The organism is Opitutia bacterium (genome assembly GCA_016217545.1).
GTDB lineage: Bacteria > Verrucomicrobiota > Verrucomicrobiia > Opitutales > Opitutaceae > Didemnitutus.
The window spans coordinates 593584-613917 of record JACRHT010000017.1 but is presented as its reverse complement, the minus strand read 5'-3'; the positions used below and the strand labels follow the sequence as shown (position 1 = coordinate 613917).

Below are 20334 nucleotides of genomic sequence, written 5' to 3'. Positions count from 1 at the left end.
CCCAGACGCTCGCATGATTTTCACCACCTACTGGTTTCTCACTTTCGCGATCGGCGTGGTGGCTCTCTATTGGCTGCTGCCGCGTCCGGCATGGCGGTTGTGGTTTCTGGCGGTGGCATGCGCGGTGTTCCACACACATTTTGCCGGTCCGGCTGGCGTGGCTCCGATTGTCGTGTTGATGGTGATCACGTATTTCGCCGGCCTCTCGCGAAAGACCTGGGCGTGCGTGGCCGCCATCGCAATCTGCGTGGCGGCACTGGCCTTCTACAAATACACGTTGTTTCTGATCGGCGCGCTGGTGGAGCCGTGGCAGCCGGTGTGGGCGTTCCACCTGCGCAACGCCACGCACGCGGTTATCCCCGGCGCGCCCCCCCTCGCGGTGAGCTTTTTCGCCTTCGAGTTCGTCCACTACCTCTATGAGGTGAAAAAGGGAGGAGAGCCGATCCGCAGTCCGCTGAAGTTCGTGCTGTTCTCGATCTTTTTCCCCTCGCTGGTGGCTGGTCCAATCAAGCGCTACACGCAATTCCTCCCGGCGCTGGAGGAGGGGAGCAAGACGTTCCGCGTCGACGATCTCGCCGAGGGTCTGCGGCGCGTCGGCGTCGGCTTTTTCAAGAAGGTGATCATCGCCGACAATCTCACCACTTGGATCGACATCTATCAGCCGCAGTTTGAGTCGCTGGGCATCTTCACGCGCTGGCTCGTCGTGGCGGCGATAGCGTTCCGCATCCTGATGGATTTCGCCGGCTACAGCGACATCGCGATCGGCTTCGCAAGGCTGTTGGGGGTTCAACTGCCGGAGAACTTCAACTGGCCCTACCTCGCGCGCAATTTGCAGGATTTCTGGCAACGCTGGCACATTTCGCTCAGCAGCTGGATTCGCGACTATGTCTATATTCCGCTCGGCGGCAGCCGACATGGCGTGGTGCGGCGCGTGGCGAACGGCCTGATCGCGTTCGGTCTATGCGGCTTGTGGCATGGGCCGGCGTGGCACTTCGTGATTTGGGGAATCTACCACGGCGTCGGCCTCGCGGTGTGCGCCACCTATCGCCAAATCCCGGGTCTGGGTGCCGCGATCTCGCGGGTGTTTGATCGCGAACCGATGGCCGCTCTCGTGGTCACGCAGGTCTACGCTTGGCTTGGCTGGCTGGTGTTTTTCTATCCGGTGGCGGACGCGCTCAAGATGCTCCGCCTGCTGATCGGACTATGAGCGACCGAACCTCGAACTCGTTTCGGCCATTCGGCTTTCTCGTCGGTCTCGCCGTCGGATTGGTGGCATGTTCGCTGGTGGCCCGTTGGGTTTCCGCGCGTGGCTACCATAGTCACTTCACGCGCTTCCACGTGCGACTCTCGCCGGAGGCCCACTATTACCCGACGATCGAGGAAATGCGCGGGATCGTGCGGGCGCGCTGCAAACCCGACCAGATTCTCGTCATCGTCGGTGGCAACTCTATCTTCCATGGCGTGGGGCAGCCAGTGGGCAAGATTTGGACCGAAGAACTGCAGCGCCTCCTCGGACCACGGTATTGCGTGATCAACTTCGCATTGCGCGGCGCGCTCTGCACGGATGGGGGTGCCTACGTAGCCGAGTCGCTGCGCCACGAGTTTCCGCGCCAGATCTATGTGGCTAACACATCGCCTTTCGCCGTGCCTGAGCCCTACGGCATCGAACCATATCGCTATCTGTTCTGGCAGACGCGGGCACGGGGTTTGCTCGAGGACTTCGCCCCGCGGGAAGCGCGCCTGAAAGGCTTCATGGCTCACGATTTGTCGTTGGGAGATCGATTTGATCTTACGGGTCGTTACTGGCTCGATCGAGCTTTCCGCTACAACGATCTGTGGAATTGGGTCGGTTACCGGTATTTTTTCACGATCCAGAATCCGCACACGCCGGACCGCCCGCAGGCGACTTGGGCGCGGAAAAAATTCAAGGACGAGGAGGGCGATTTCGAACTGATGCCTCTGCATGAGCGATTCAAAGCGGAGGGGCGTGAGGCCGAGATGAAGATCGTCCGCGGATTCAGTGCTACGCACGTGGAGCGCGATCCGGATGGACATTGGGCGGTGCGGATTGGTTCGCGGGAGCAATTTGCCGCGGCAGCGAAGGCAGCATTCCCCGACGATTTGAAGGCGCGCACGCTGATCATGCTCAGCCGCAACAGCCCCCTTTATCTCGGCCAACTCACACCGGATGAGCGTCAACGCGAGGAATTCGTCTACCGCGAAGGCATCGCGGCGTGGCGGGCGCTCGGCTACCGCTCGAACGACTACGGTGCGGATTTCGCGCCCGAGGACTTCGGCGATCGAACGCATCTCACCGCGGCGGGTGGGCGGAAACTGGCGAAGATTGTGGCGGCTGAAATCATGACGATGACTCGACAACTCGGTTACGAAAATGGAAGGGCAGGCGCCCAATGAGCGAGGCGTGGTCCAGGCTTCTCGCCAAGCTCCCTTCGGCGGTTCAGCCCGCTGCGGCGTGGTTGAGCAGCGCGCTGCTCGGGGTAGTGCTGGCCGTGGTGCTGCACTATGTGCTTTATCGCATCGGCCTGCCGAGCAAGCCCTTCATCTACGTTGCGTTTTGACGCGCAGGAGTTTCGCGTTGCTTCCAGTGGCGATTGCGCTCGTGTTGGTATTTGCATGCTAAATCGGTCTCTTTCCCGTTCGATCCTGTCTCTGTGTGCCGTATTCCTCAGCGTTGGGGTTACGCTTGCCGCCGACGACAATTTTAGCGCCTACCGCACCGAGGAGGTTTTCCCGCAGCTTAAGCCTATCCTCGAAAAGGCCATGGCCCAGTCGCCGCAAGTTCTCTTGCGCGCGCTCGATATCAATCAGGCCGAAGCGGCCTACGTCATGACGCGCAGCTCGCTCCTGCCTCGCCTCGACGCCTCTTATTACTACAGCACTAACACCACTGCGGTATCCGACGTGCGCGATGTGAAAAGCAGGAGCGATGGTCTCTTCTACAACATTAGCGTGAGCCAACCGCTTTTCCAATGGGGCACGCTCAAGGCGCAGACTGATTCGGCCAGAATCGGCGTGAAGATAGCCGAGAAGAACTTCGCCGAAGCCTATCGCCTCCTCGCCGTCACCATCCGGCAACAATACGGCGTCCTTATCTTGCGCAAGGCCGGCCTGAAGCTTGCCGCTGAGTCGCTCCGTTTGTCCCAGGAGAACCTCGCGGTGGACGAAGAGCGTTTGCGCACCGGCCGCATTTCACCGGGTGATATAATTGGACCCCGTCTGGCGGTCGACGAAGCGCGCATCAATCTTGAGCGCTCCGAGTCCGACCTACTCGCCGCGAAGCGCGCTTTCAGCCGCTTTACCGGTCAGGCGGTCATCGATGATGAGTCCATTCCGGAAACGATGCCGGTCGACCCGCACTACTACAGCATCGACCGCGCGACTCCCGTTCTGGACCTCTTCACTGCCGCCGGCATCGATGACATGCTGCCGCTTCAGGTCATTCAGGCGCAGATCAAACAGGCGGACTTGAACTACAAGGTAGCGAAGTTCCGCCTCTTCCCGAAGATCAGCGTTAGCGCCAACATTTCCCAGGCGAACCAAACCAACGCCTCCGCGACGGCGGTTTCACAAGTTGGCGTTGAATCGCGAAACCTAAACGTCATGGCCGTTTGGAGCATCTTCGATGGTTTTGCCACGACCGGCGCGAAACGCTCGGCACTCTCCAGCAAGCGCAGCTCCGAGCGGCAGCTTGAGATGATGCGGCAGATTTACAGCGATCAGGCCCGTGATCTAGAGCGCCAGATTCGCTATTCCGCTCGCACCGTGCAGCTCTACGATACTCGCCGCGCACTCAGCGAGGATGCCGTCAAGCGCACGCGCGACAATCTACAGCGCGGCCTCAACACCCAAAAAGACGTAGATGCCGCAAACATCAACTTCCTCAGCAGTGATTTCTCCGCGCTGCAACAGCGACTCGATCTCCTGAACAAGTGGACAGAGTTCCTGTCCCTCACCGGATCCGACAACGCGCTAAAGATCCTCCCGGCCCGCTACCTCAATGCCAAATAAGCCCTCCTCGAAGCTCGCGCTGCGCCTCGGCTTTGTCGCCTTGGTCCTCGCTGCGGGCGCTTGGCTCATTGTCTATTTTTCCCGCCCAGTTGCGGTTGTCGCTCCGGCGAAACCCGGCCTGGCGATCGATGCCGTGCCCGGCAGCGTTACCGTGATGGCTGAGTATCGCATGCTCGTGAAGACGGAGATTGCCGGTCGTGTCACCCGCAGCGAGCTCGACCCGGGCAAGAGCATGAAGCAGGGGGATTTCCTCGTCGCCATCGATCCGGGCGATCTCGAACTCGCCATCCAGCAGATCGAAGCTGACCTCAGCGCGCAAAGGCGTCGCATGCAAGTCGGCTCCGCGGTGAAAATCGAACTCGACAACGCGAAGGACGAACTCGCCAACATCGAGCGCCTCGTCCAGCTCGGCAGCCGCTCCTCCAGCGATTTGGTAAAAGCCCAGCGTCTCGTGAAGCAGGTCGAGCAAAAGCTCGCCCTCGAGGACGTAGAGAACAAGCAGAAGCTCGATACCTTGGAAAATCTCCTCGCCGTCAAGCGCCGCCAACTCACCAAGATGACCATGCGCGCGCCGTTCGACGGCGTCATCGCACAAGTATTCGCTCGGGCGGGCGACCTCATCGACCCGAATGCGCCTATTGCTGAGCTCATATCCACCAGCCGCACCGTCGAGGCGCGCATCAGCGAAGAAAACTTCTCCGGCATCCGCGTCGGCCAGCAGGCCTCCGTGCGTTTCCTGGGTTATGGTTTGCAACTTTACGGCGCCTCCGTCGCCAAGGTGCTGCCCACCGCCGACGCCGAGACGCAGCGCTACCTCGTGCATCTGTCGGTAGATTTGCCGCCGGAAAAACTCGTTCCGGGTCTCACCGGTGAAGTCAGCATCATCATCGGCAAACGCGATGCCAAGACCAACGTTCCTCGCCGCGCCCTCCGCGGCAACGAAGTGTTTGTCGTTGTTGACGGCAAGGTCTCCCGTCGCGCGGTCAAGGTCGGTTTCGTGGGCCTGAACCAAGCCGAGGTGCTCGAGGGCCTGAAGCAGGGCGATCTCGTCATCGTCGAAGATCTCGACCGCTTCCAAGCGGGCGACCGGGTCCGCGTGCTCGAAGAGCGCGCGACTACCAGCTCCTGACCTCGGGCATGTCGCCGAATTTCCGTATCGCCCTGCGGTTCCTCACCGCGAAGAAGCGCGCCATGCTCATGAGCTTGGCGTGCATCATCCTCGGCGTTGGCCTCTTTGTTGTGACACAGGCTACGACGAGCGGCTTCGAAAAATTCTTCATCAAGACGATCCTGGGCACCAACGGCGCGATCCGCATTTCCGACAAGATTCAGGACACGCTTCGCACGATGGAGGCAGGTGGTGGCGGCGCGGGCGATTTCGTCATCGCACAGAAGGAGGGTCGTAAGTTCATCGAAGGTATCGAGGAACCGAAGCTGCTCATTGATGCGCTGAAGGATTTCAAGAATGTCTCCGCCGTCTCCGAAGTCGTCACCGGATCGGCGATTCTCCGCAGCTCGTTCAAGAATGAGACGGTGAAGGTTTTCGGCATCCGCTTGGAGGATCACCTCAACGTTTCCGAGATGGCGTCGCAGATCGTCCGCGGCAGTCTCGCCAAGTTCCGTGAACAGCCGAGCAGCGCGATCGTGGGCAAGGTCCTCGCCGATCGTCTCCAGCTCGAAATCGACGACTCGTTCATCATCGAGGCTGCCGGTCAATCGCGCCGTTACCGCGTGGCCGCGATCTACGAAACCGGCGTCAGTGACATCGACAAGGAGCGCGTATATCTCCAGCTCATCGAAGCCCGCTCGATTCTGAAAAAGACCAACGGAGCCTCCTTCCTGCAGGTCAACGTCTACGACAAGGACCGCGCGCCTGAGGACGCGCGCCACATGGAAGAGGTGTTGCGCCACAGCGCCGCGAGCTGGCAGCAACGCGAAAAAACTTGGCTCGAGGTGTTCCGCGCGCTCCGCATCTCCTCGGGCATCACCGTTTCCGTCTTCACGCTCATCGCCGGCCTGGCGATGTTCAACACGCTTGCGATGATCGTCATGGAGAAGACCAAGGAGATCGCGATCCTTCGCTCGATGGGATACACGCGTGACGACATCTCGCACATTTTCCTTTGGCAGGCGGGCATCGTGCTTGCCATCGGCACGATCCTCGGTTGCGCGCTTGGTGCCGGCGTTACCTACGCTGTTTCGCAGACGCCGATCCGCATCCGCGGGATTTTCGCGACCGATACATTCATCGTCTCGTGGTCGATCTGGCACTATGTTTGGGCGACCGTTACCGCCGTCGTGATGGTGCTCGTGGCCTCGCTCATTCCTGCCCGGCGCGCCGCGCGTCTGGAGCCGGGCGACATCATTCGCGGCACCTCGCAGTAGCATGGCCACGGCAACGCAAGTCGCGCTCCGCTGCGAAAACCTGCACCGCTACCTCGGCCAGGGCGATGGCCGCGTGCACGTGCTGCGCGGCGTCTCCTTCGAGGCGCATCCCGGTCGCGTCACGGCGATCGTCGGGCCGTCGGGCTGCGGCAAGTCGACCCTGCTTTATCTCCTCGGCCTGCTCGACAAACCGGACGACGGCTCCATCTGGATCCGCGAGCAATTGATGTCGAACAGCGGCGATCTCGAGCGCACCGCCGCGCGCGGCGAGCACATCGGTTTCGTTTTTCAGTTTCACTTCCTGATGCAGGAGTTCTCCGCGCTGGAGAACGTCATGATGCCGATGCGCAAGCTCGGTAAGCTCTCGGAGGACGAGATGGCCGCGCGCGCCAAAGTGCTGCTCGGCGACGTCGGTCTCGGCGAAAAGACGCACCGTCTTGCCACCCAGCTCTCGGGCGGCGAACAACAACGCGTCGCCATCGCCCGCGCGCTCGCGAATCAGCCCGCGATCATTCTGGCCGACGAGCCGACGGGCAACTTGGACCAGAAGAACTCCGCCATGGTCTTCGATCTTCTGACGCGCCTCGCCAAGGAGAACGGCCAGGCGGTCGTGCTCGTCACGCACAACCCGGACATCGCGAACCGTTGCGATGAAATCCGGCCGATGCGCGACGGCGAATTCGTGCGCTGAATCGTTCGGAACGGGGCAGGGAAGAGGGCGTGCCGACGCTTATGACGGCGAAGTTTGCCGCCGCTCGGGCCAGTCTTGGGTCTCGCGCGTTCGCGTCCCAAAGACAGGGTGTTGTCCCGGTTTCTCCTCGGAAAATCAGGCCCGCGGGTGCGGGCCGCGCGGATTAGTCCGATTGGTTCGATTCTTCCCGCGCGCTAATAGTCACCCCGCGCAAAATGCCCTTGGAAATTTTGTTTTACTTCCCAGAAGGGCCTTCCTTTTCTCACCGCTTACGAACCACACACACCGTGAGCCCAAACTGTTCGCGCAAATCGTTTTTTGCCAAGTTGGGCGGCCTCATCGCCGCTATTGGCATTCTCCCCAAGGTCCTCGCGAAGCCCGAGACGCGCGCTGCCGCTCCCACGGTCCCGACCGCCATCGCGTTGCGCCCTGAGCAGCGCGCCGTGCCCCGCCAGGAAGGCAGCTTCTAAACCGTCCCGCGTTCCCGTCGACCCATGTCGAAAATCTTCCCGAAATCCGCGAACGCTCTGCCGCTGCAGATCGTGATCTTTTTGTTCGTGCTCGGCAGCGTCGCGACCGCCGCCGTCACCTACTACTCGACGCCGAAATATCTTCGCGTCGGTTACCAGCCGATCCAACCGGTCCCCTTCGACCACGCGCTCCACGCGGGCAACCTCGCGATCGACTGCCGCTATTGCCACGCCTCCGTGGAAAAATCGGCCACGTCCAGCGTCCCCACGGCGCAGACGTGCATGAACTGCCACTCGATCATCAAGCCCCAGAGCCCGCTCCTTGAGCCGGTGCGCAAGAGCTTCGAGACCGGCGAACCCGTGCCGTGGGTGAAAATCCACCAGGCACCCGACTACGTCTACTTCAACCACTCCGTCCACGTGAGCCGCGGCATGAGCTGCGTCGAGTGCCACGGCAAGGTGAACGAGATGTCCACGGTCTGGCACGACAAGTCCCACTCGATGGGCTTCTGCCTCGATTGCCACCGCGAACCCGAAAAGTTCGTCCGCAAACCCGCCGACGTTTTCAACCTCAACTCGAAGACCGTGGCCGAACAGGCCGGCCTCGAGGAGGCCCACAAGATGATCAAGGATTGGAAGGTTAAGCCCCCGCAAAGCTGCTCCGGCTGCCACCGCTGATGAAACGCAAATTTGACCATTCCGCCGCTCCCGCGAACGGCCAACGCTACTGGCGCAGCCTCGACGAGCTCGCCGACACGCCGGGCTTCCGCGAGCAACTCGCCCGCGAGTTCCCCGAGGGCGCGTCCTCCATCGAGGGCGTCGACCGCCGCCAGTTCATGAAGATCATGGCGGCGTCGTTCGCGCTCGGCGGCATCGGCCTCGCCGGCTGCCGTCGCCCCGAGACGAACATCCTGCCCTACGGCAAGTCGTCCGAATACATCGTCCCGGGCCTTCCGCTCTACTACGCCACCGCCATGCCGCTGCGCCGCCACGCGCAGCCGCTCCTCGCCGAGACGCACCAAGGCCGCCCGACCAAGCTCGAGGGCAACCCGAGCTACGATCCCACCGGCGGCGCCAGCTCGCTGATGGCGCAGGCTTCCGTTCTCGATCTCTACGATCCGGACCGCGCCACGCAGCACGTCCGCCAGGGCAACGTGATCGACACTGCCGCAGTCAACGACCTGCTCGCCTCCATTGCGAAGCAATACGCCGGCAACGGCGAAGGCCTCGCGTTCCTCGCCGACGAGTCCGCTTCGCCGACCCGCGCCCGCCTCGTCGCCGCGCTGAAGGCCAAGTTCCCGCGCGCCATCTGGGCCGAATACGAGCCGGTCGCCGACGAAGCCCCGGCCGACGCCGCCATCGCCTCCTTCGGTCAGAACGTGAAGCCGATCTACCGCTTTGCGCAGGCCAAGCGCGTCCTCTCGCTCGACGCCGATTTCTTCCACGCTGAAGCCGGCGCGCTCGAATACGCCCGCGCCTTCGCGAAGGGCCGCCGCGTCGCGAAGAAGGACGACCCGATGAACCGCCTCTATGTTGTGGAGAGCGCGTTCACGCTGACCGGCTCGATGGCGGATCACCGCCTCCGCCTCGGCAGCTCGCAGATTCTCGCGTTCGCCGCCGCGCTCGCCGGTCAGGTTACCGGCTCAAGCACCTTCGCCTCGCTCGCGCAGGGCCTCGGCGACGTGAACCCGAAGTGGATCGAGGAGTGCGCCAAGGACCTCGCCGAACACCGCGGAGAGTCGATCGTCATCGCCGGCGCACATCAGCCCGCCGCCGTCCACGTCCTCGTCAACGCCGTCAACGCGCACCTCGGCAACATCGGCTCGACCGTCGAGTTCGTCGCCGCCGAGCCGCGCACGGCCTCCACGATCCAGGCGCTCGCCGCCGCGATCAAGGCCGGTTCGGTCAAGACCCTCTTCGTCCTCAACGGCAACCCGGCCTACAGTGCGCCTGCCGACCTCGAGTTCGGCGCGCTGCTGAAGTCCGTGCCGGATGTCATCCGCTTCGGTTACCACGCCGACGAGACTGCCGCGCTCGCGGGCACGACGCTCGCCGCGACGCATTACCTCGAGTCGTGGTCCGACGCTCGCACGCTCGACGGCACCATCGTGCCGATCCAGCCGATGATTCTCCCGCTCTTCGGCGGCCTGATGGAAGTCGAGCTGCTTGCCCGCCTCGCCGGCGAACAGAATCCCGAGGCTTACGCCCAAGTCTTCACGACCATCGGCGGCATGACCGGTGGCGACAAGAAGGCCTTCGAGAAATTCCTCCACGACGGCGTGCTCGCCAACTCGGCCTACAAGCCCGTTTCGGTCACGTTCAACGCCGCCAACGCCGCTGCGCTCGTCGCGAAGGCCTCCGCCACCACCGCGCCGGCCTCCGGCAATCTCGAGGTTCGTTTCGCGACGGACCACAAGATGGACGACGGCCGCTTTGCCAACAACGGCTGGCTGCAGGAGTGCCCGGACCCGATCACCAAGATCTCGTGGGACAACGCCATCCTCATCTCCCCGCGTCTCGCGAAGGAGCTGAAGGTTTACCCGCACGGCAGCATGATCCAAGTTGCCCGTGTCGAGAATGCGGAATACCAGCAGGGCAAGGAGCTCGCCTACATTGGTGAGGTCGAGGTCAACGGCCGCAAGGTCACCGGCCCGATCCACATCCAGCCCGGTCTGGCCAATTACACGATCATCCTCCCGCTCGGCTACGGCCGCACCCATTCGGGTCGCGTCGGCACCGGCGGCGGCTTCAACGCCTACGCCGTCCGCACCGGCGCCGCGATGTCGTTCGCGATCGGCGCGAAGCTCACCGTGGTGGGGAAGAAGCAGAAGCTCGCCAACACGCAGGAGCATTGGTCGATGGAAGGCCGCGACATCGTGCGCGAAGCGAACCTCGACGAGTTCAACGCGAATCCCGCGTTCGTCGCCGCGATCGGCATGGAGTCCCACACGCCGCCCGTCTACGGCAAGGACAAGGATCAGCCGCTCGCCGTGAAGGCGGCGGCCACCCCGCGCGGCCAATCGCTCTACGAGCAGCCCAACTTCGACGGCATCCACCAGTGGGGCATGTCGATCGACCTCAACACTTGCATCGGCTGCAACGCCTGCGTCATTGCCTGCCAGGCGGAAAACAACATTCCGATCGTTGGCAAGGACCAGGTCATGCGCGGCCGCGAGATGCACTGGATCCGCCTCGACCGTTACTACAGCGACGGCAAGGCCGACGCGCGCCAGATGGCGGACTTGCTCGGTGGCGAGCGCAGCGACAATCGCGAACTTCCGGAAGATCCGCAGGCGGTCGTCCAGCCCATGACCTGCCAGCACTGCGAAACCGCGCCGTGCGAAACCGTGTGCCCCGTCAACGCCACCGTGCACGACGACGAAGGCATCAACACGATGGCCTACAACCGCTGCATCGGCACGCGTTACTGCGCCAACAACTGTCCCTACAAGGTTCGCCGCTTTAATTATTTCGACTTCAACAAGCGCGCGACCGACGCCCTCTACATGGGCCCGCTCGGCCACCAGAAGGAGATGCCGGAGCTGGTCAAGATGGTGAAGAACCCGGACGTCTCGATCCGCATGCGCGGCGTGATGGAGAAGTGCACCTTCTGCATCCAGCGCATCAATCAGGGCAAGATCGCCCAGAAGCGCAAAGCCGGCGCCAGCGGCGATGTCGAAGTGCCCGACGGCACGATCCGCACCGCCTGCCAGCAGGTCTGTGCGGTCGACGCCATCGTGTTCGGCAACATCAAAGACCCGAACAGCCAGGTTTCGAAACTCAAGGCGCAGGAGCGCGATTACGCGGTGCTCGGTTACCTCAACGTCCGCCCGCGTCTCACCTACCTCGGCAAGCTCCGCAACCCGAACCCGCACATGCCGGACTATCAGGCCCTCCCGCTCAGCCGGGTGGAATACAACAGCAAGAACCACCCGTCGCATGGCGAAGGCCACGCGCCTGCGCACGGTGAAGCTCAACACGGAGGGAAGCACTAATGGGCGCCCACTCCGCTGAGCACGCCGCTCACCCGATCCTCGCCGAGGTCAAGCCCGCGATCCTCCCGCGTGCCGAGCTCGTCCATCATCATCGCGACTTCAAGTGGATCACTGACAAGATCTGCGGCCTCGTCGAGGGCACGACCCCGACTTGGTGGTGGTGGTGCTTCGGCATCGCCGCATTCATCGCGTCGTTCACGGTCGCTGGCCTGGTCTACCTCGTCGGCACCGGCGTCGGTGTCTGGGGTCACGCCAATCCGGTCAACTGGGCGTGGGACATCGTCAACTTCGTCTTCTGGATCGGTATCGGCCACGCCGGCACGTTGATCTCGGCGATCTTGTGCCTCCTGCGCCAGAAGTGGCGCACGTCGATCAACCGTGCCGCCGAGGCGATGACCATCTTCGCCGTCGTTTGCGCCGCGATCTTCCCCGTGTTCCACGTCGGTCGCGTGTGGATGGCTTGGTATCTCTTCCCGATCCCGAACGCCAACTACATCTGGCAGAACTTCCGTTCGCCGCTCGAGTGGGACGTGTTCGCGGTTTCGACCTACGGCACGGTCTCCGTGCTCTTCTGGTATATCGGCCTCATTCCTGACCTCGGCACGCTGCGCGATCGCTTCACCGCCGCCGGCAATCTCCTGAAGGCGCGCATCTACGGTTTCTTCGCCATGGGTTGGCGCGGTTCGAACCGCCACTGGAGCAACTACGAAATGGCCTACCTGATCCTCGCCGGCATCAGCACGCCGCTCGTGTTGTCGGTGCACACGATCGTTTCGTTCGACTTCGCCGTCTCGCTGCTCCCCGGCTGGCACACGACGATCTTCCCGCCTTACTTCGTCGCGGGCGCGATCTTCTCGGGCTTCGGCATGGTGCTCACGCTCATGCTGCCGCTGCGCGCCATCTACCGCCTCGAGGACCTGATCACGCAGTATCACATCGACTGCATGTGCAAGATCACCCTGGCGACGGGCACGATGGTCGGCTACGCCTACTCGATGGAGTTCTTCATCGCGTGGTATGGCGCGAACCCGTATGAAGGCTTCGCGTTCATCAACCGCGCGTTCGGCCACTACGCCTGGGCCTACTGGATCATGATCGGCTGCAACGTGATCACGCCGCAGTTCTTCTGGTTCAAATCGATCCGCAACAACACGACGCTCGTCTGGATCCTCTCGATCTTCGTCAACGTCGGCATGTGGTTCGAGCGCTTCGTGATCATCGTCACCTCGCTCGCCCGCGACTTCCTGCCGTCGTCGTGGGGCTACTATTCTCCGTCGATCGTCGAAGTCTTCACCTTCTTCGGCACCTTCGGCGTCTTCTCGTTCCTGTTCCTCCTCTTCATCCGCTTCGTGCCCATCATGCCGATGTCGGAAGTGAAGGCGGTCATCCCGCAAGCCGACCCGCACGGCGCGGGCCACTAATCGGAGGCCACGACCATGAAAAAGACTTACGGACTCATCGCCGCCTTCGACACCGTGCCCGCGCTCTACCACGCGTGCGAGCACGTGCGCGACGCCGGCTACTCCAAATGGGACTCGCTCACGCCGTTCCCCGTGCACGGCCTCGACGCCGCCATGGGCATGCGCCGTTCGCGCGTGCCGCGCTTCTCGCTCGCCGGCGGCATCACCGGCTTTTGCACCGGCATGAGCCTCATCTGGTTCACCGGTGCGTTCGACTACCCGCTCATCGTGGGCGGCAAGCCCTACTTCTCGCCCATGTTCGCCTTCCCGGTGAGCTATGAGCTGACGATTCTCTTCACCGCGTTCGCGACCATCATCGGCATGTTCCTGCTGAACGGTCTGCCGATGCACTACCACCCGGTGATGAAAGCGCCGCAATTCGTGCGCGCGCTCGACGACCGCTTCTTCATCGTGATCGAGGCCAACGACCCGAAATTCAACGCCACCGCCACCCGCGAGCTGCTCGCGAAGATCGGCGGCCAGGACATCGCGGAGCTGGAGGAATAACCCCATGCGTTACGCCTACTACACGCTCCTCTTCGCCGTCGCCCTGACGATCTCGATCGCGGGCTTCCGTGGCATGCGCTCGACGCAGCCACCGCTCGTCGTGTTTCCGGACATGGACGTTCAGGGCAAATACAAGCCGCAAGCCGCCTCGAAGTTCTTCGCCGACGGACGCACCGATCGCCCCGCTCCCGCCGGCACCGTGCCGCGCGGCCGCAGCACCGCCGCCGATCCGGACTTCCTCCGCGCCGACGATGCCCACTACCTCGGCAAAAACGCCGACGGCTCCTTCGTGAAGGGTTTCCCGATCGAAGTCACCGAGACGATGATCCGTCGCGGCCAAAATCGCTACGCGATCTATTGCGCGCCGTGCCACGGCGTGAACGGCGACGGCCAGGGCATCACCAAGGCCTACGGCATGGTCGCCACGCCGACCTACCATGACGACCGCCTCCGCCTCATGGCCGAGGGCGAGCTCTTCAACACCATCACCAACGGCAAGAACACGATGTCGCCCTACGCCGACAAGCTCTCGCCCGACGAGCGCTGGGCCGTCATCGCCTACGTCCGCGCCCTCCAACGCGCCCACAATGCGAAGCTCGACGATGTCCCGCTCGCGAACCGAGGGGAGCTGAAATAACATGGCCACTTCGTCCACTCCCGTCGCCCCCAAGACCGGCACCGCCCTCGTCGTCGGTGTCGCCGGCCTCGCAGTCACCGCACTCGGCTTCGTCGTCTCGCCCGCCCAGCACGTCGCCACGTCCTACCTCGTCGGCTTCGCGTTCTGCACCGCGATCGCCATCGGCATGCTGCTCTGGGTCCTCATCCACCACATCTTCGACGCCGGCTGGTCCGTCGTGCCGCGCCGCCAGCTCGAGCACGGTCTCTCCGCGTTCCTGCCGCTCGCCGTTCTCTTCCTCCCGCTGCTCATCTCCGCTTGGGTGAAGCCCGGCCTGATCTGGCCGTGGATGGATCTCGGCCACCCGCTGCACGGCGGCCATGGCACCGTCGGTGACGACCCGCTCTACGTGAAGAAGGCGGGCTTCCTCAGCCTGAACATGTTCACCGGCATGTCCGTCGCGTTCTTCGCGATCTGGATCTGGCTCTCCTCCCGCCTCCGCAAGGCCTCGTTCACGCAGGACAAGGACGGCGACGTGAAGTGGACGCTCAAGAACCGCGTCACCGCCGCCATGGGCATCCCGCTCGTCGCGCTCTCGCTGACTTTCGCCGCCATCTACTGGATGAAGAGCCTCGAGTATCACTGGTTCTCCACGATGTATGGCGTGTGGTTCTTCGCGAACTGCATGCGCGGCGCGCTCGCCGTGCTCGTGTTCATCATGATCTGGCTCCTCAGCCGCGGCGACTACAAGGGCGTCGTGAACACCAACCACTGGCACTGCGTCGGCACGCTCTCGCACGCGTTCACGATCTTCTGGGCCTACGTCACGTTCTCCCAATACTTCCTGATCTGGAACGCCAACGTCCCCGAGGAAACCTTCTGGTATAACCTCCGCGAAATTAACAACAGCGACGGCCTCCCGAATCAGTGGAAGTGGGTCGGCATGGTGATCCTCTTCGGTCACTTCTTCCTCCCGTTCCTCTACCTCCTCAGCTATCGCCTGAAGAGCACGCCGCGCGGCCTCCGGTTCATCAGCGTCGCGATCCTCGCGACCATCCTGATCGACCTCTGCTACAACATCCTTCCCTCGCTCAAGGACGCGCACGGCGACCCGCTGCCGTTCCTCTCGCTGAATCTCCTCTGGGTGATCAGCTCGGTGGTCGGCGTGGGCGGCTTCGGCATCTGGGCCTACCTCCGGAGCTTCGCCACCGCCGACGCGAAACTCATCCCGATCCACGATCCGCGCATCGTCGAATCCCTCACGCACCACGACGCCACCGCCCCCGAGGAAGGCGCCGCCTCCACCGCCCACTAACATGAGCGACAACCCGCAAGCCTACGCCTTTCCGCAGCGCACGCCGGTGTTCACCGCCGTCGTGGTGATTCTCGTCGCCGTCCTCTGTGGCTGGCTCGTGAACCGCTACTACTCGCCCGCGCCGGCCTTCGACAACCGCGGCACGGCCAACCCCGCCGACTTCGACGAAGCCCAGCGCTGGAAGTTCTCCGCCGAAGGCCGCGCCAAGGCCCTCGCCGATCTCCAGCAGAAGGCCCAGGTCGACGCGACCACCTACGGCTGGGTCGACCAGTCGAAGGGCATCGTTCGCCTCCCGGTCGAACGCGCCATCGAGCTCACCGTCAAGGAGCACGCCCGGAAGTAATTTGCCGATGAATTCCACCGTCCCCAACGCTCGCGCCGAGCAGCAGGAGATCGACGCCTCCGCCAAGTGGCCCGTTCTCGTGTTCTTCAGCCAGGCCATCGCCTGGTTGCTCATCGGCGGCGCGCTCCAACTCATCGCCGCCACGCAGCTGCACACGCCGAACTTCCTCGGCTTCCTCTCCGGCTGCGAGTGGTTCACTTACGGCCGCGTCAACGCCGCCGCGAACGTCGTCCTCACCTACGGCTGGGGCTTCAACGCCGGCCTCGGCGTCGCGCTCTGGCTCATGGCCCGCCTCTCCGCCGCCGCCCTCCGCCACGGCGGCTGGCTCATCGTCGCCTGCAAGGCCTGGAACATCACCCTCGGCCTCGGCATGCTCGGCATCCTCCTGGGCGGCACGACATCCTTCGAGCTCCTCGAGATGCCGCGCGCCATCACCCTCATGATGCTCGTGTGCTACGCCGCCATGGGCGTGTGGGCGATCACCACCTTCAGCGTCCGCAACACCGACAACGTGTTCGCCTCGCAGTGGTATATCTTCGGCGCCGTCCTCTGGTTTCCGTGGCTCTTCGCCGTCGCGCAGACGATGCTCTTCTGCGTGCCGACGCACGGCGTCGTGCAGGCCATCGTCGACGCCTGGTATGTGAACGGCATTTACGGCCTGTGGTTCACGCCGCTCGCGCTCGCCTGCGCCTACTACTTCGTCCCGAAGGTCACCGGCAAGCCGATCCACAACTACTACCTCGCCGGCATCGGCTTCTGGTGGCTCGTGGTCTGCACCGCGTTCGCCGGCGGCTCGCGCCTCATCGGCGGCCCGGTTCCCGCGTGGGTCGCGACCCTCGGCGCGGTGGCCAACTACCTCATCGTTCCCGCCGTCGTCATCCTCTTCACGAACTTCTTCAAGACGCTCGCCAGCGGTTTCGGCGACGCCAAGGGCAGTGTCACCTTCAAGTTCACCTTCCTGAGCATCGTCGCCTTCTTCTTCGGCGCCGTCCTGAACCTCGTGCTCTCCAACCGCGGCTTCGCCATCGACACGCAGTTCACCCTCATCCCCGAGCTGCGCGACTGGGTGATCTCCTACGCGTGCTTCTCGACCGCCATGTTCGGCGCGGCCTACTTCATCATCCCGCGCCTCGCCGGCCGTCCGTGGCACTCGTCCGCGCTCGTCACGATTCACTACTGGCTGACGCTCGTGGGCATCATCTGCATCGTGGTCGGCGTCGGTTACGCCGGCTCGGAACAGGGGCACCTGCTCAACACGAACGCGCCTTTCGCCGACATCACGGCGATGCTCAAGCCCTGGCTCGCCTTCCGCACCGTCTCGCTGATGGTCCTGCTCGTCGGCCACGTCGCCTTCGCCATCAACTTCTTCTGGACCGCCTTCAACTCCGTCATCGAGACGGGCCCGAAGGCTGAGTTCGCCAATCCGCCCGCCATGGCCACGACCGCCTCGGAGGGGCAGCACGCATGAAAAACGGTCTCGCCCTCTTCTTCGGCGCCTTCGCCGTCCTCGCGCTCTCGACCGGCGCCGTCCTTTATTCCGCGCACAAGCAGCTCGGCTCGCTGACGCAATACAAGGACCCCGTCGACGAAGCCCTTCATCCCGCGCCGCTCACCGGCCTCGCCGACCAAGGCCGCGCCGTCTACCAGGACCTCGGCTGCGTCTCCTGCCACACCCAGCAGGTGCGCCGCGAAGGTTTCGGCGGCGATACCGCCCGCCAGTGGGGCACTCGCCAGAGCGTCGCCCGCGACTACATCCGCGAGAAGACCGTGTTCCTCGGCTCCAGCCGCATCGGCCCCGACCTGCGCAATGTCGCCGCCCGCGCCTACGCCGACGAGGCCTACCTCTACACGATCCTCTACGCGCCGCACGCCGTCGCCCCCGGCACGAATATGCCGAGCTACGACTTCCTCTTCGACGTCCACCCGGTCCGTCCCGGCCAAGCTTCGCCCTACGCGCTGAAGCTTTCCGGCAAGGCCGCGGCTCCCGCCGGTCACGAAGTCGTCCCGACGCACCGCGCCCGCGCGCTCGTCGCGTATCTGCGCAGCCTGAACGACTCCTACGAGTATCCCGAAGCCAAGCCCTTCACCGCCGAAGCCGCGAAGGAGGAGGGCAAATAAGATGAGCTCCGAAAACCACTCTCACCTCGAGCAGTCCGGCGCGTCCGACGAGTCGATTCAGCAAGTTCACGCGCGCCTGCAGTCGAACAAGCCCGAGAAGGCCGAAGGCAATCCGCGCTTCCCGCTCGTGCTGCTCGGCATCATGTGCTGCGCGATCTTCTTCGGCTCCGTCTATCTCGCGCACTATTCCGCGCACTTCGACGCCGCGATCTACAACGAGAACCAGAAGCCCTCGAAGCAGGCCGCCACCGGTCCGGTCATCACGCCCGCCATGCTCGGCAAGCGCGTGTTCACGGCCAACTGCATGACCTGCCACCAGGCCACCGGCCAAGGCGTCCCCGGCGTTTACCCGCCGCTCGCCGGCTCGGAGTTCGTTTTGGATCCGAAGCACGAGAAGCACATCATCAAGATCGTCCTCTTCGGTTTGAACGGTCCGATCACGGTCAAGGGTCAGAACTTCAACAGCGCAATGACGCCCTTCGGCGGCATCCTAAAGGACGATCAGATCGCCAACGTGCTCACCTACATCCGCTCGGACTGGGGTAACAACGCTCCCGCCATCACGCCCGAGCAGGTTGCCGCCATCCGCGCTGAACTCGGCGCGCGCGGCCCGTGGACGGTTGAGGAACTCCTCAAGACGCCGTAACCGGTCGACGACCTCGATTTCCAAGGCCGCCCTTTCGGGCGGCCTTTTTGTTGGCCGCGTCGCTCGGAAGCTCACGGGCGAGCAAAAGCTCGACCTGAATAGGATTAACGCTACCTCTGATTCGCGTGAAATCCGCTCAAGGCGCCGCCAGCGATCCGTTCACCCGCTACACCGGGGTGGAATTGCGGCACCTGCGCCTCGTCTGGACCGTCGGCGAGGAGCGCAGCCTCACCCGCGCCAGCGAACGCCTCAATCTCACGCCCTCCGCGCTCAGCCACCAGTTGCGCGTGCTGGAGGAAATCGTTGGCGGGCCGATCTTCCATCGCGAGGGCAAGACCATGCGCCTCACGCCCGCGGGCGAAGTCCTGCTCGACGCCGCCGTGCGCGTGCTCGGCACCGTCGCCGACGCCGAGGACCGCCTCGCCAAACTCAAGCAGGGGCGCGCCGGCACCGTGCGGCTCAGCACGCATTGCTACACCGGCTACCATTGGCTGCCCGCGGTCATCCGCTCGTTCCGCACCGAGCATCCCGAAGCCGATGTCCGCGTGGTCGGCGAAGTCACGCATCGCTCGCTCGAAGCGCTCTACAACCGCGAAATCGATCTCTCCATCACGACAGAAAAGCCCGAGCGCGCCGGCATGCTCGCTCGCGCCGTGCTGCGCGACGAGGTGCGCCTGCTCGTGCCCCACGATCACGCCCTCGCGCGCAAACTCTGGCTCGAGCCCGAGGAGATCGCGCGCGAGCATCTGCTCATGTATGCCTCGCGCCCGGAGGAATCCTCGCTCTGCGTCGACATCCTGCGCCCCGCCGGCGAGTGGCCGCGACGCTTCACCTGCGTGCAGCTAACCGAGGCGATTCTCGAACTCGTGAAGGCCGGCATGGGCGTCGCCGCGCTCGCCGAGTGGGCCGTTAAGCCCGCGCTCGCCGACGGCCAGCTCGTCGCCAAGCGCATCACGCGCAAGGGCTGGCACCGCACGTGGCACGCCGTCACTTGGCCCAAGGCCGAGGCCGGGCCGCTCGTGATGAACTTCGTCGACCATCTCGCGACCGAATTCGCGTCGCGCGGGAAGGCCGAAAAAATCTCCGCCTGAAATGTCCGCTCCCGCCAAACACGTTCCGTCCAGCTATCCGCCGCTCGAAGAGTTGGCCAACCGTCTCACCCACGGTCTCGGTGCGCTGCTCAGCGTCACGGGCTTGGTTTTGCTCGTCGTCTATTCGTCGCTCTATGGCAACGCGTGGCACATCACGAGCACCGCGATCTACGGCGCTACGCTCGTGCTGCTCTACAGCGCGTCCACCATCTACCACTCGGTTAAATCCGAGAAATGGCGCCGTCGCTGCCAGCGTTTCGATCACGCGGCGATCTACCTGCTGATCGCCGGCACCTACACGCCCTTCGTGCTCGGTCCGCTTCGTGGCGGTTGGGGCTGGAGTCTCTTCGGCGTTGTGTGGGGCTGCGCGCTGGTTGGCGTCGTGGTGAAATTCTTCTACGCCGGCCGCGGGGACGTGCTTTCGACGATCCTTTATCTCGCGATGGGCTGGCTCGTGGTCATCGCGGCCAAGCCGTTGTTCGCCGCGCTGCCGCTCGGCGGCATCTGGCTGCTGCTTGCGGGCGGGCTCTGCTACTCGTTCGGCACGATCTTTTATCTCTGGGAAAAACTGCCGTTCAACCACGCCGTCTGGCACCTGTGGGTGCTCGCCGGAAGCGTGTGCCACTGGGTGGCGATCTTCGGCTACGTCGTGCCGCGCGCGGCTTGAG

Annotated in this window: 20 protein-coding genes; all 20 read left to right on the top strand. The window is 63.7% G+C overall.

The window, feature by feature from the left end:
* Positions 1–13: 13 nt before the first annotated feature.
* Entirely contained in the window at positions 14–1207 is a 1194-nt protein-coding gene (locus HZA32_18590; protein ID MBI5426086.1) for an MBOAT family protein, read from the top strand.
* Positions 1208–1383: 176 nt separating this feature from the next.
* On the top strand, positions 1384–2415 hold the full coding sequence (locus HZA32_18585; protein ID MBI5426085.1) for a hypothetical protein: 1032 nt from the start codon (positions 1384–1386) through the stop codon (positions 2413–2415).
* On the top strand, positions 2412–2579 hold the full coding sequence (locus HZA32_18580; GenBank protein ID MBI5426084.1) for a hypothetical protein: 168 nt from the start codon (positions 2412–2414) through the stop codon (positions 2577–2579). The genes HZA32_18585 and HZA32_18580 overlap by 4 nt, the downstream gene beginning before the upstream one ends.
* Before the next feature lie 55 nt (positions 2580–2634).
* The gene (locus tag HZA32_18575; protein ID MBI5426083.1) at positions 2635–4029 is read left to right on the top strand and encodes a TolC family protein; all 1395 of its coding nucleotides are present in this window, start codon (positions 2635–2637) and stop codon (positions 4027–4029) included.
* Positions 4019–5158 (top strand): efflux RND transporter periplasmic adaptor subunit, encoded by a 1140-nt coding sequence (locus HZA32_18570; GenBank protein ID MBI5426082.1) that lies wholly within the window; start codon positions 4019–4021, stop codon positions 5156–5158. The genes HZA32_18575 and HZA32_18570 overlap by 11 nt, the downstream gene beginning before the upstream one ends.
* Before the next feature lie 8 nt (positions 5159–5166).
* Entirely contained in the window at positions 5167–6414 is a 1248-nt protein-coding gene (locus tag HZA32_18565; GenBank protein ID MBI5426081.1) for an ABC transporter permease, read from the top strand.
* Between the two features lies 1 nt (position 6415).
* Complete coding sequence (locus HZA32_18560) at positions 6416–7105, top strand: ABC transporter ATP-binding protein (protein MBI5426080.1); 690 nt, start codon at positions 6416–6418, stop codon at positions 7103–7105.
* A gap of 326 nt (positions 7106–7431) precedes the next feature.
* Positions 7432–7575 (top strand): hypothetical protein, encoded by a 144-nt coding sequence (locus HZA32_18555; protein MBI5426079.1) that lies wholly within the window; start codon positions 7432–7434, stop codon positions 7573–7575.
* A 24-nt stretch (positions 7576–7599) separates the two neighbouring features.
* Complete coding sequence (locus tag HZA32_18550; protein ID MBI5426078.1) at positions 7600–8253, top strand: cytochrome c3 family protein; 654 nt, start codon at positions 7600–7602, stop codon at positions 8251–8253.
* Positions 8253–11570 carry a TAT-variant-translocated molybdopterin oxidoreductase gene (locus HZA32_18545; GenBank protein ID MBI5426077.1) on the top strand — a complete coding sequence of 1106 codons (3318 nt, stop codon included), beginning with the start codon at positions 8253–8255 and terminating at the stop codon, positions 11568–11570. The genes HZA32_18550 and HZA32_18545 overlap by 1 nt, the downstream gene beginning before the upstream one ends.
* Complete coding sequence (nrfD, locus tag HZA32_18540) at positions 11570–12991, top strand: polysulfide reductase NrfD (GenBank protein ID MBI5426076.1); 1422 nt, start codon at positions 11570–11572, stop codon at positions 12989–12991. The genes HZA32_18545 and nrfD overlap by 1 nt, the downstream gene beginning before the upstream one ends.
* A gap of 15 nt (positions 12992–13006) precedes the next feature.
* Entirely contained in the window at positions 13007–13537 is a 531-nt protein-coding gene (locus HZA32_18535) for a DUF3341 domain-containing protein (protein MBI5426075.1), read from the top strand.
* Between the two features lie 4 nt (positions 13538–13541).
* A complete protein-coding gene (locus HZA32_18530) occupies positions 13542–14174 on the top strand; it encodes a cytochrome c (protein MBI5426074.1) in 633 nt (210 codons plus the stop codon).
* A 1-nt stretch (position 14175) separates the two neighbouring features.
* Positions 14176–15468, top strand: coding sequence for a hypothetical protein (locus HZA32_18525; protein MBI5426073.1), 1293 nt, complete (start codon positions 14176–14178; stop codon positions 15466–15468).
* A 1-nt stretch (position 15469) separates the two neighbouring features.
* Positions 15470–15811 (top strand): hypothetical protein, encoded by a 342-nt coding sequence (locus HZA32_18520; GenBank protein MBI5426072.1) that lies wholly within the window; start codon positions 15470–15472, stop codon positions 15809–15811.
* Between the two features lie 7 nt (positions 15812–15818).
* Positions 15819–17279 (top strand): cbb3-type cytochrome c oxidase subunit I, encoded by a 1461-nt coding sequence (locus HZA32_18515; protein MBI5426071.1) that lies wholly within the window; start codon positions 15819–15821, stop codon positions 17277–17279.
* Positions 17276–17929: a cbb3-type cytochrome c oxidase subunit II gene (locus HZA32_18510; protein ID MBI5426070.1), complete on the top strand. Its 654-nt coding sequence runs from the start codon at positions 17276–17278 to the stop codon at positions 17927–17929. The genes HZA32_18515 and HZA32_18510 overlap by 4 nt, the downstream gene beginning before the upstream one ends.
* Position 17930: 1 nt before the next feature.
* On the top strand, positions 17931–18575 hold the full coding sequence (locus tag HZA32_18505) for a cytochrome c (protein MBI5426069.1): 645 nt from the start codon (positions 17931–17933) through the stop codon (positions 18573–18575).
* A 125-nt stretch (positions 18576–18700) separates the two neighbouring features.
* Complete coding sequence (locus HZA32_18500; protein ID MBI5426068.1) at positions 18701–19666, top strand: LysR family transcriptional regulator; 966 nt, start codon at positions 18701–18703, stop codon at positions 19664–19666.
* 1 nt (position 19667) lies between these two features.
* Positions 19668–20333 carry a hemolysin III family protein gene (locus HZA32_18495; GenBank protein MBI5426067.1) on the top strand — a complete coding sequence of 222 codons (666 nt, stop codon included), beginning with the start codon at positions 19668–19670 and terminating at the stop codon, positions 20331–20333.
* Position 20334 lies beyond the last annotated feature (1 nt).

Bases quoted from the DNA above. Each gene is read 5' to 3' on its own strand.
- HZA32_18590 (MBI5426086.1), top strand. From the start codon at position 14: ATGATTTTCACCACCTACTGGTTTCTCACTTTCGCGATCGGCGTGGTG.
- HZA32_18585 (MBI5426085.1), top strand. From the start codon at position 1,384: ATGCGCGGGATCGTGCGGGCGCGCTGCAAACCCGACCAGATTCTCGTC.
- HZA32_18580 (MBI5426084.1), top strand. From the start codon at position 2,412: ATGAGCGAGGCGTGGTCCAGGCTTCTCGCCAAGCTCCCTTCGGCGGTT.
- HZA32_18575 (MBI5426083.1), top strand. From the start codon at position 2,635: ATGCTAAATCGGTCTCTTTCCCGTTCGATCCTGTCTCTGTGTGCCGTA.
- HZA32_18570 (MBI5426082.1), top strand. From the start codon at position 4,019: ATGCCAAATAAGCCCTCCTCGAAGCTCGCGCTGCGCCTCGGCTTTGTC.
- HZA32_18565 (MBI5426081.1), top strand. From the start codon at position 5,167: ATGTCGCCGAATTTCCGTATCGCCCTGCGGTTCCTCACCGCGAAGAAG.
- HZA32_18560 (MBI5426080.1), top strand. From the start codon at position 6,416: ATGGCCACGGCAACGCAAGTCGCGCTCCGCTGCGAAAACCTGCACCGC.
- HZA32_18550 (MBI5426078.1), top strand. From the start codon at position 7,600: ATGTCGAAAATCTTCCCGAAATCCGCGAACGCTCTGCCGCTGCAGATC.
- HZA32_18545 (MBI5426077.1), top strand. From the start codon at position 8,253: ATGAAACGCAAATTTGACCATTCCGCCGCTCCCGCGAACGGCCAACGC.
- nrfD (MBI5426076.1), top strand. From the start codon at position 11,570: ATGGGCGCCCACTCCGCTGAGCACGCCGCTCACCCGATCCTCGCCGAG.
- HZA32_18535 (MBI5426075.1), top strand. From the start codon at position 13,007: ATGAAAAAGACTTACGGACTCATCGCCGCCTTCGACACCGTGCCCGCG.
- HZA32_18530 (MBI5426074.1), top strand. From the start codon at position 13,542: ATGCGTTACGCCTACTACACGCTCCTCTTCGCCGTCGCCCTGACGATC.
- HZA32_18525 (MBI5426073.1), top strand. From the start codon at position 14,176: ATGGCCACTTCGTCCACTCCCGTCGCCCCCAAGACCGGCACCGCCCTC.
- HZA32_18520 (MBI5426072.1), top strand. From the start codon at position 15,470: ATGAGCGACAACCCGCAAGCCTACGCCTTTCCGCAGCGCACGCCGGTG.
- HZA32_18515 (MBI5426071.1), top strand. From the start codon at position 15,819: ATGAATTCCACCGTCCCCAACGCTCGCGCCGAGCAGCAGGAGATCGAC.
- HZA32_18510 (MBI5426070.1), top strand. From the start codon at position 17,276: ATGAAAAACGGTCTCGCCCTCTTCTTCGGCGCCTTCGCCGTCCTCGCG.
- HZA32_18505 (MBI5426069.1), top strand. From the start codon at position 17,931: ATGAGCTCCGAAAACCACTCTCACCTCGAGCAGTCCGGCGCGTCCGAC.
- HZA32_18495 (MBI5426067.1), top strand. From the start codon at position 19,668: ATGTCCGCTCCCGCCAAACACGTTCCGTCCAGCTATCCGCCGCTCGAA.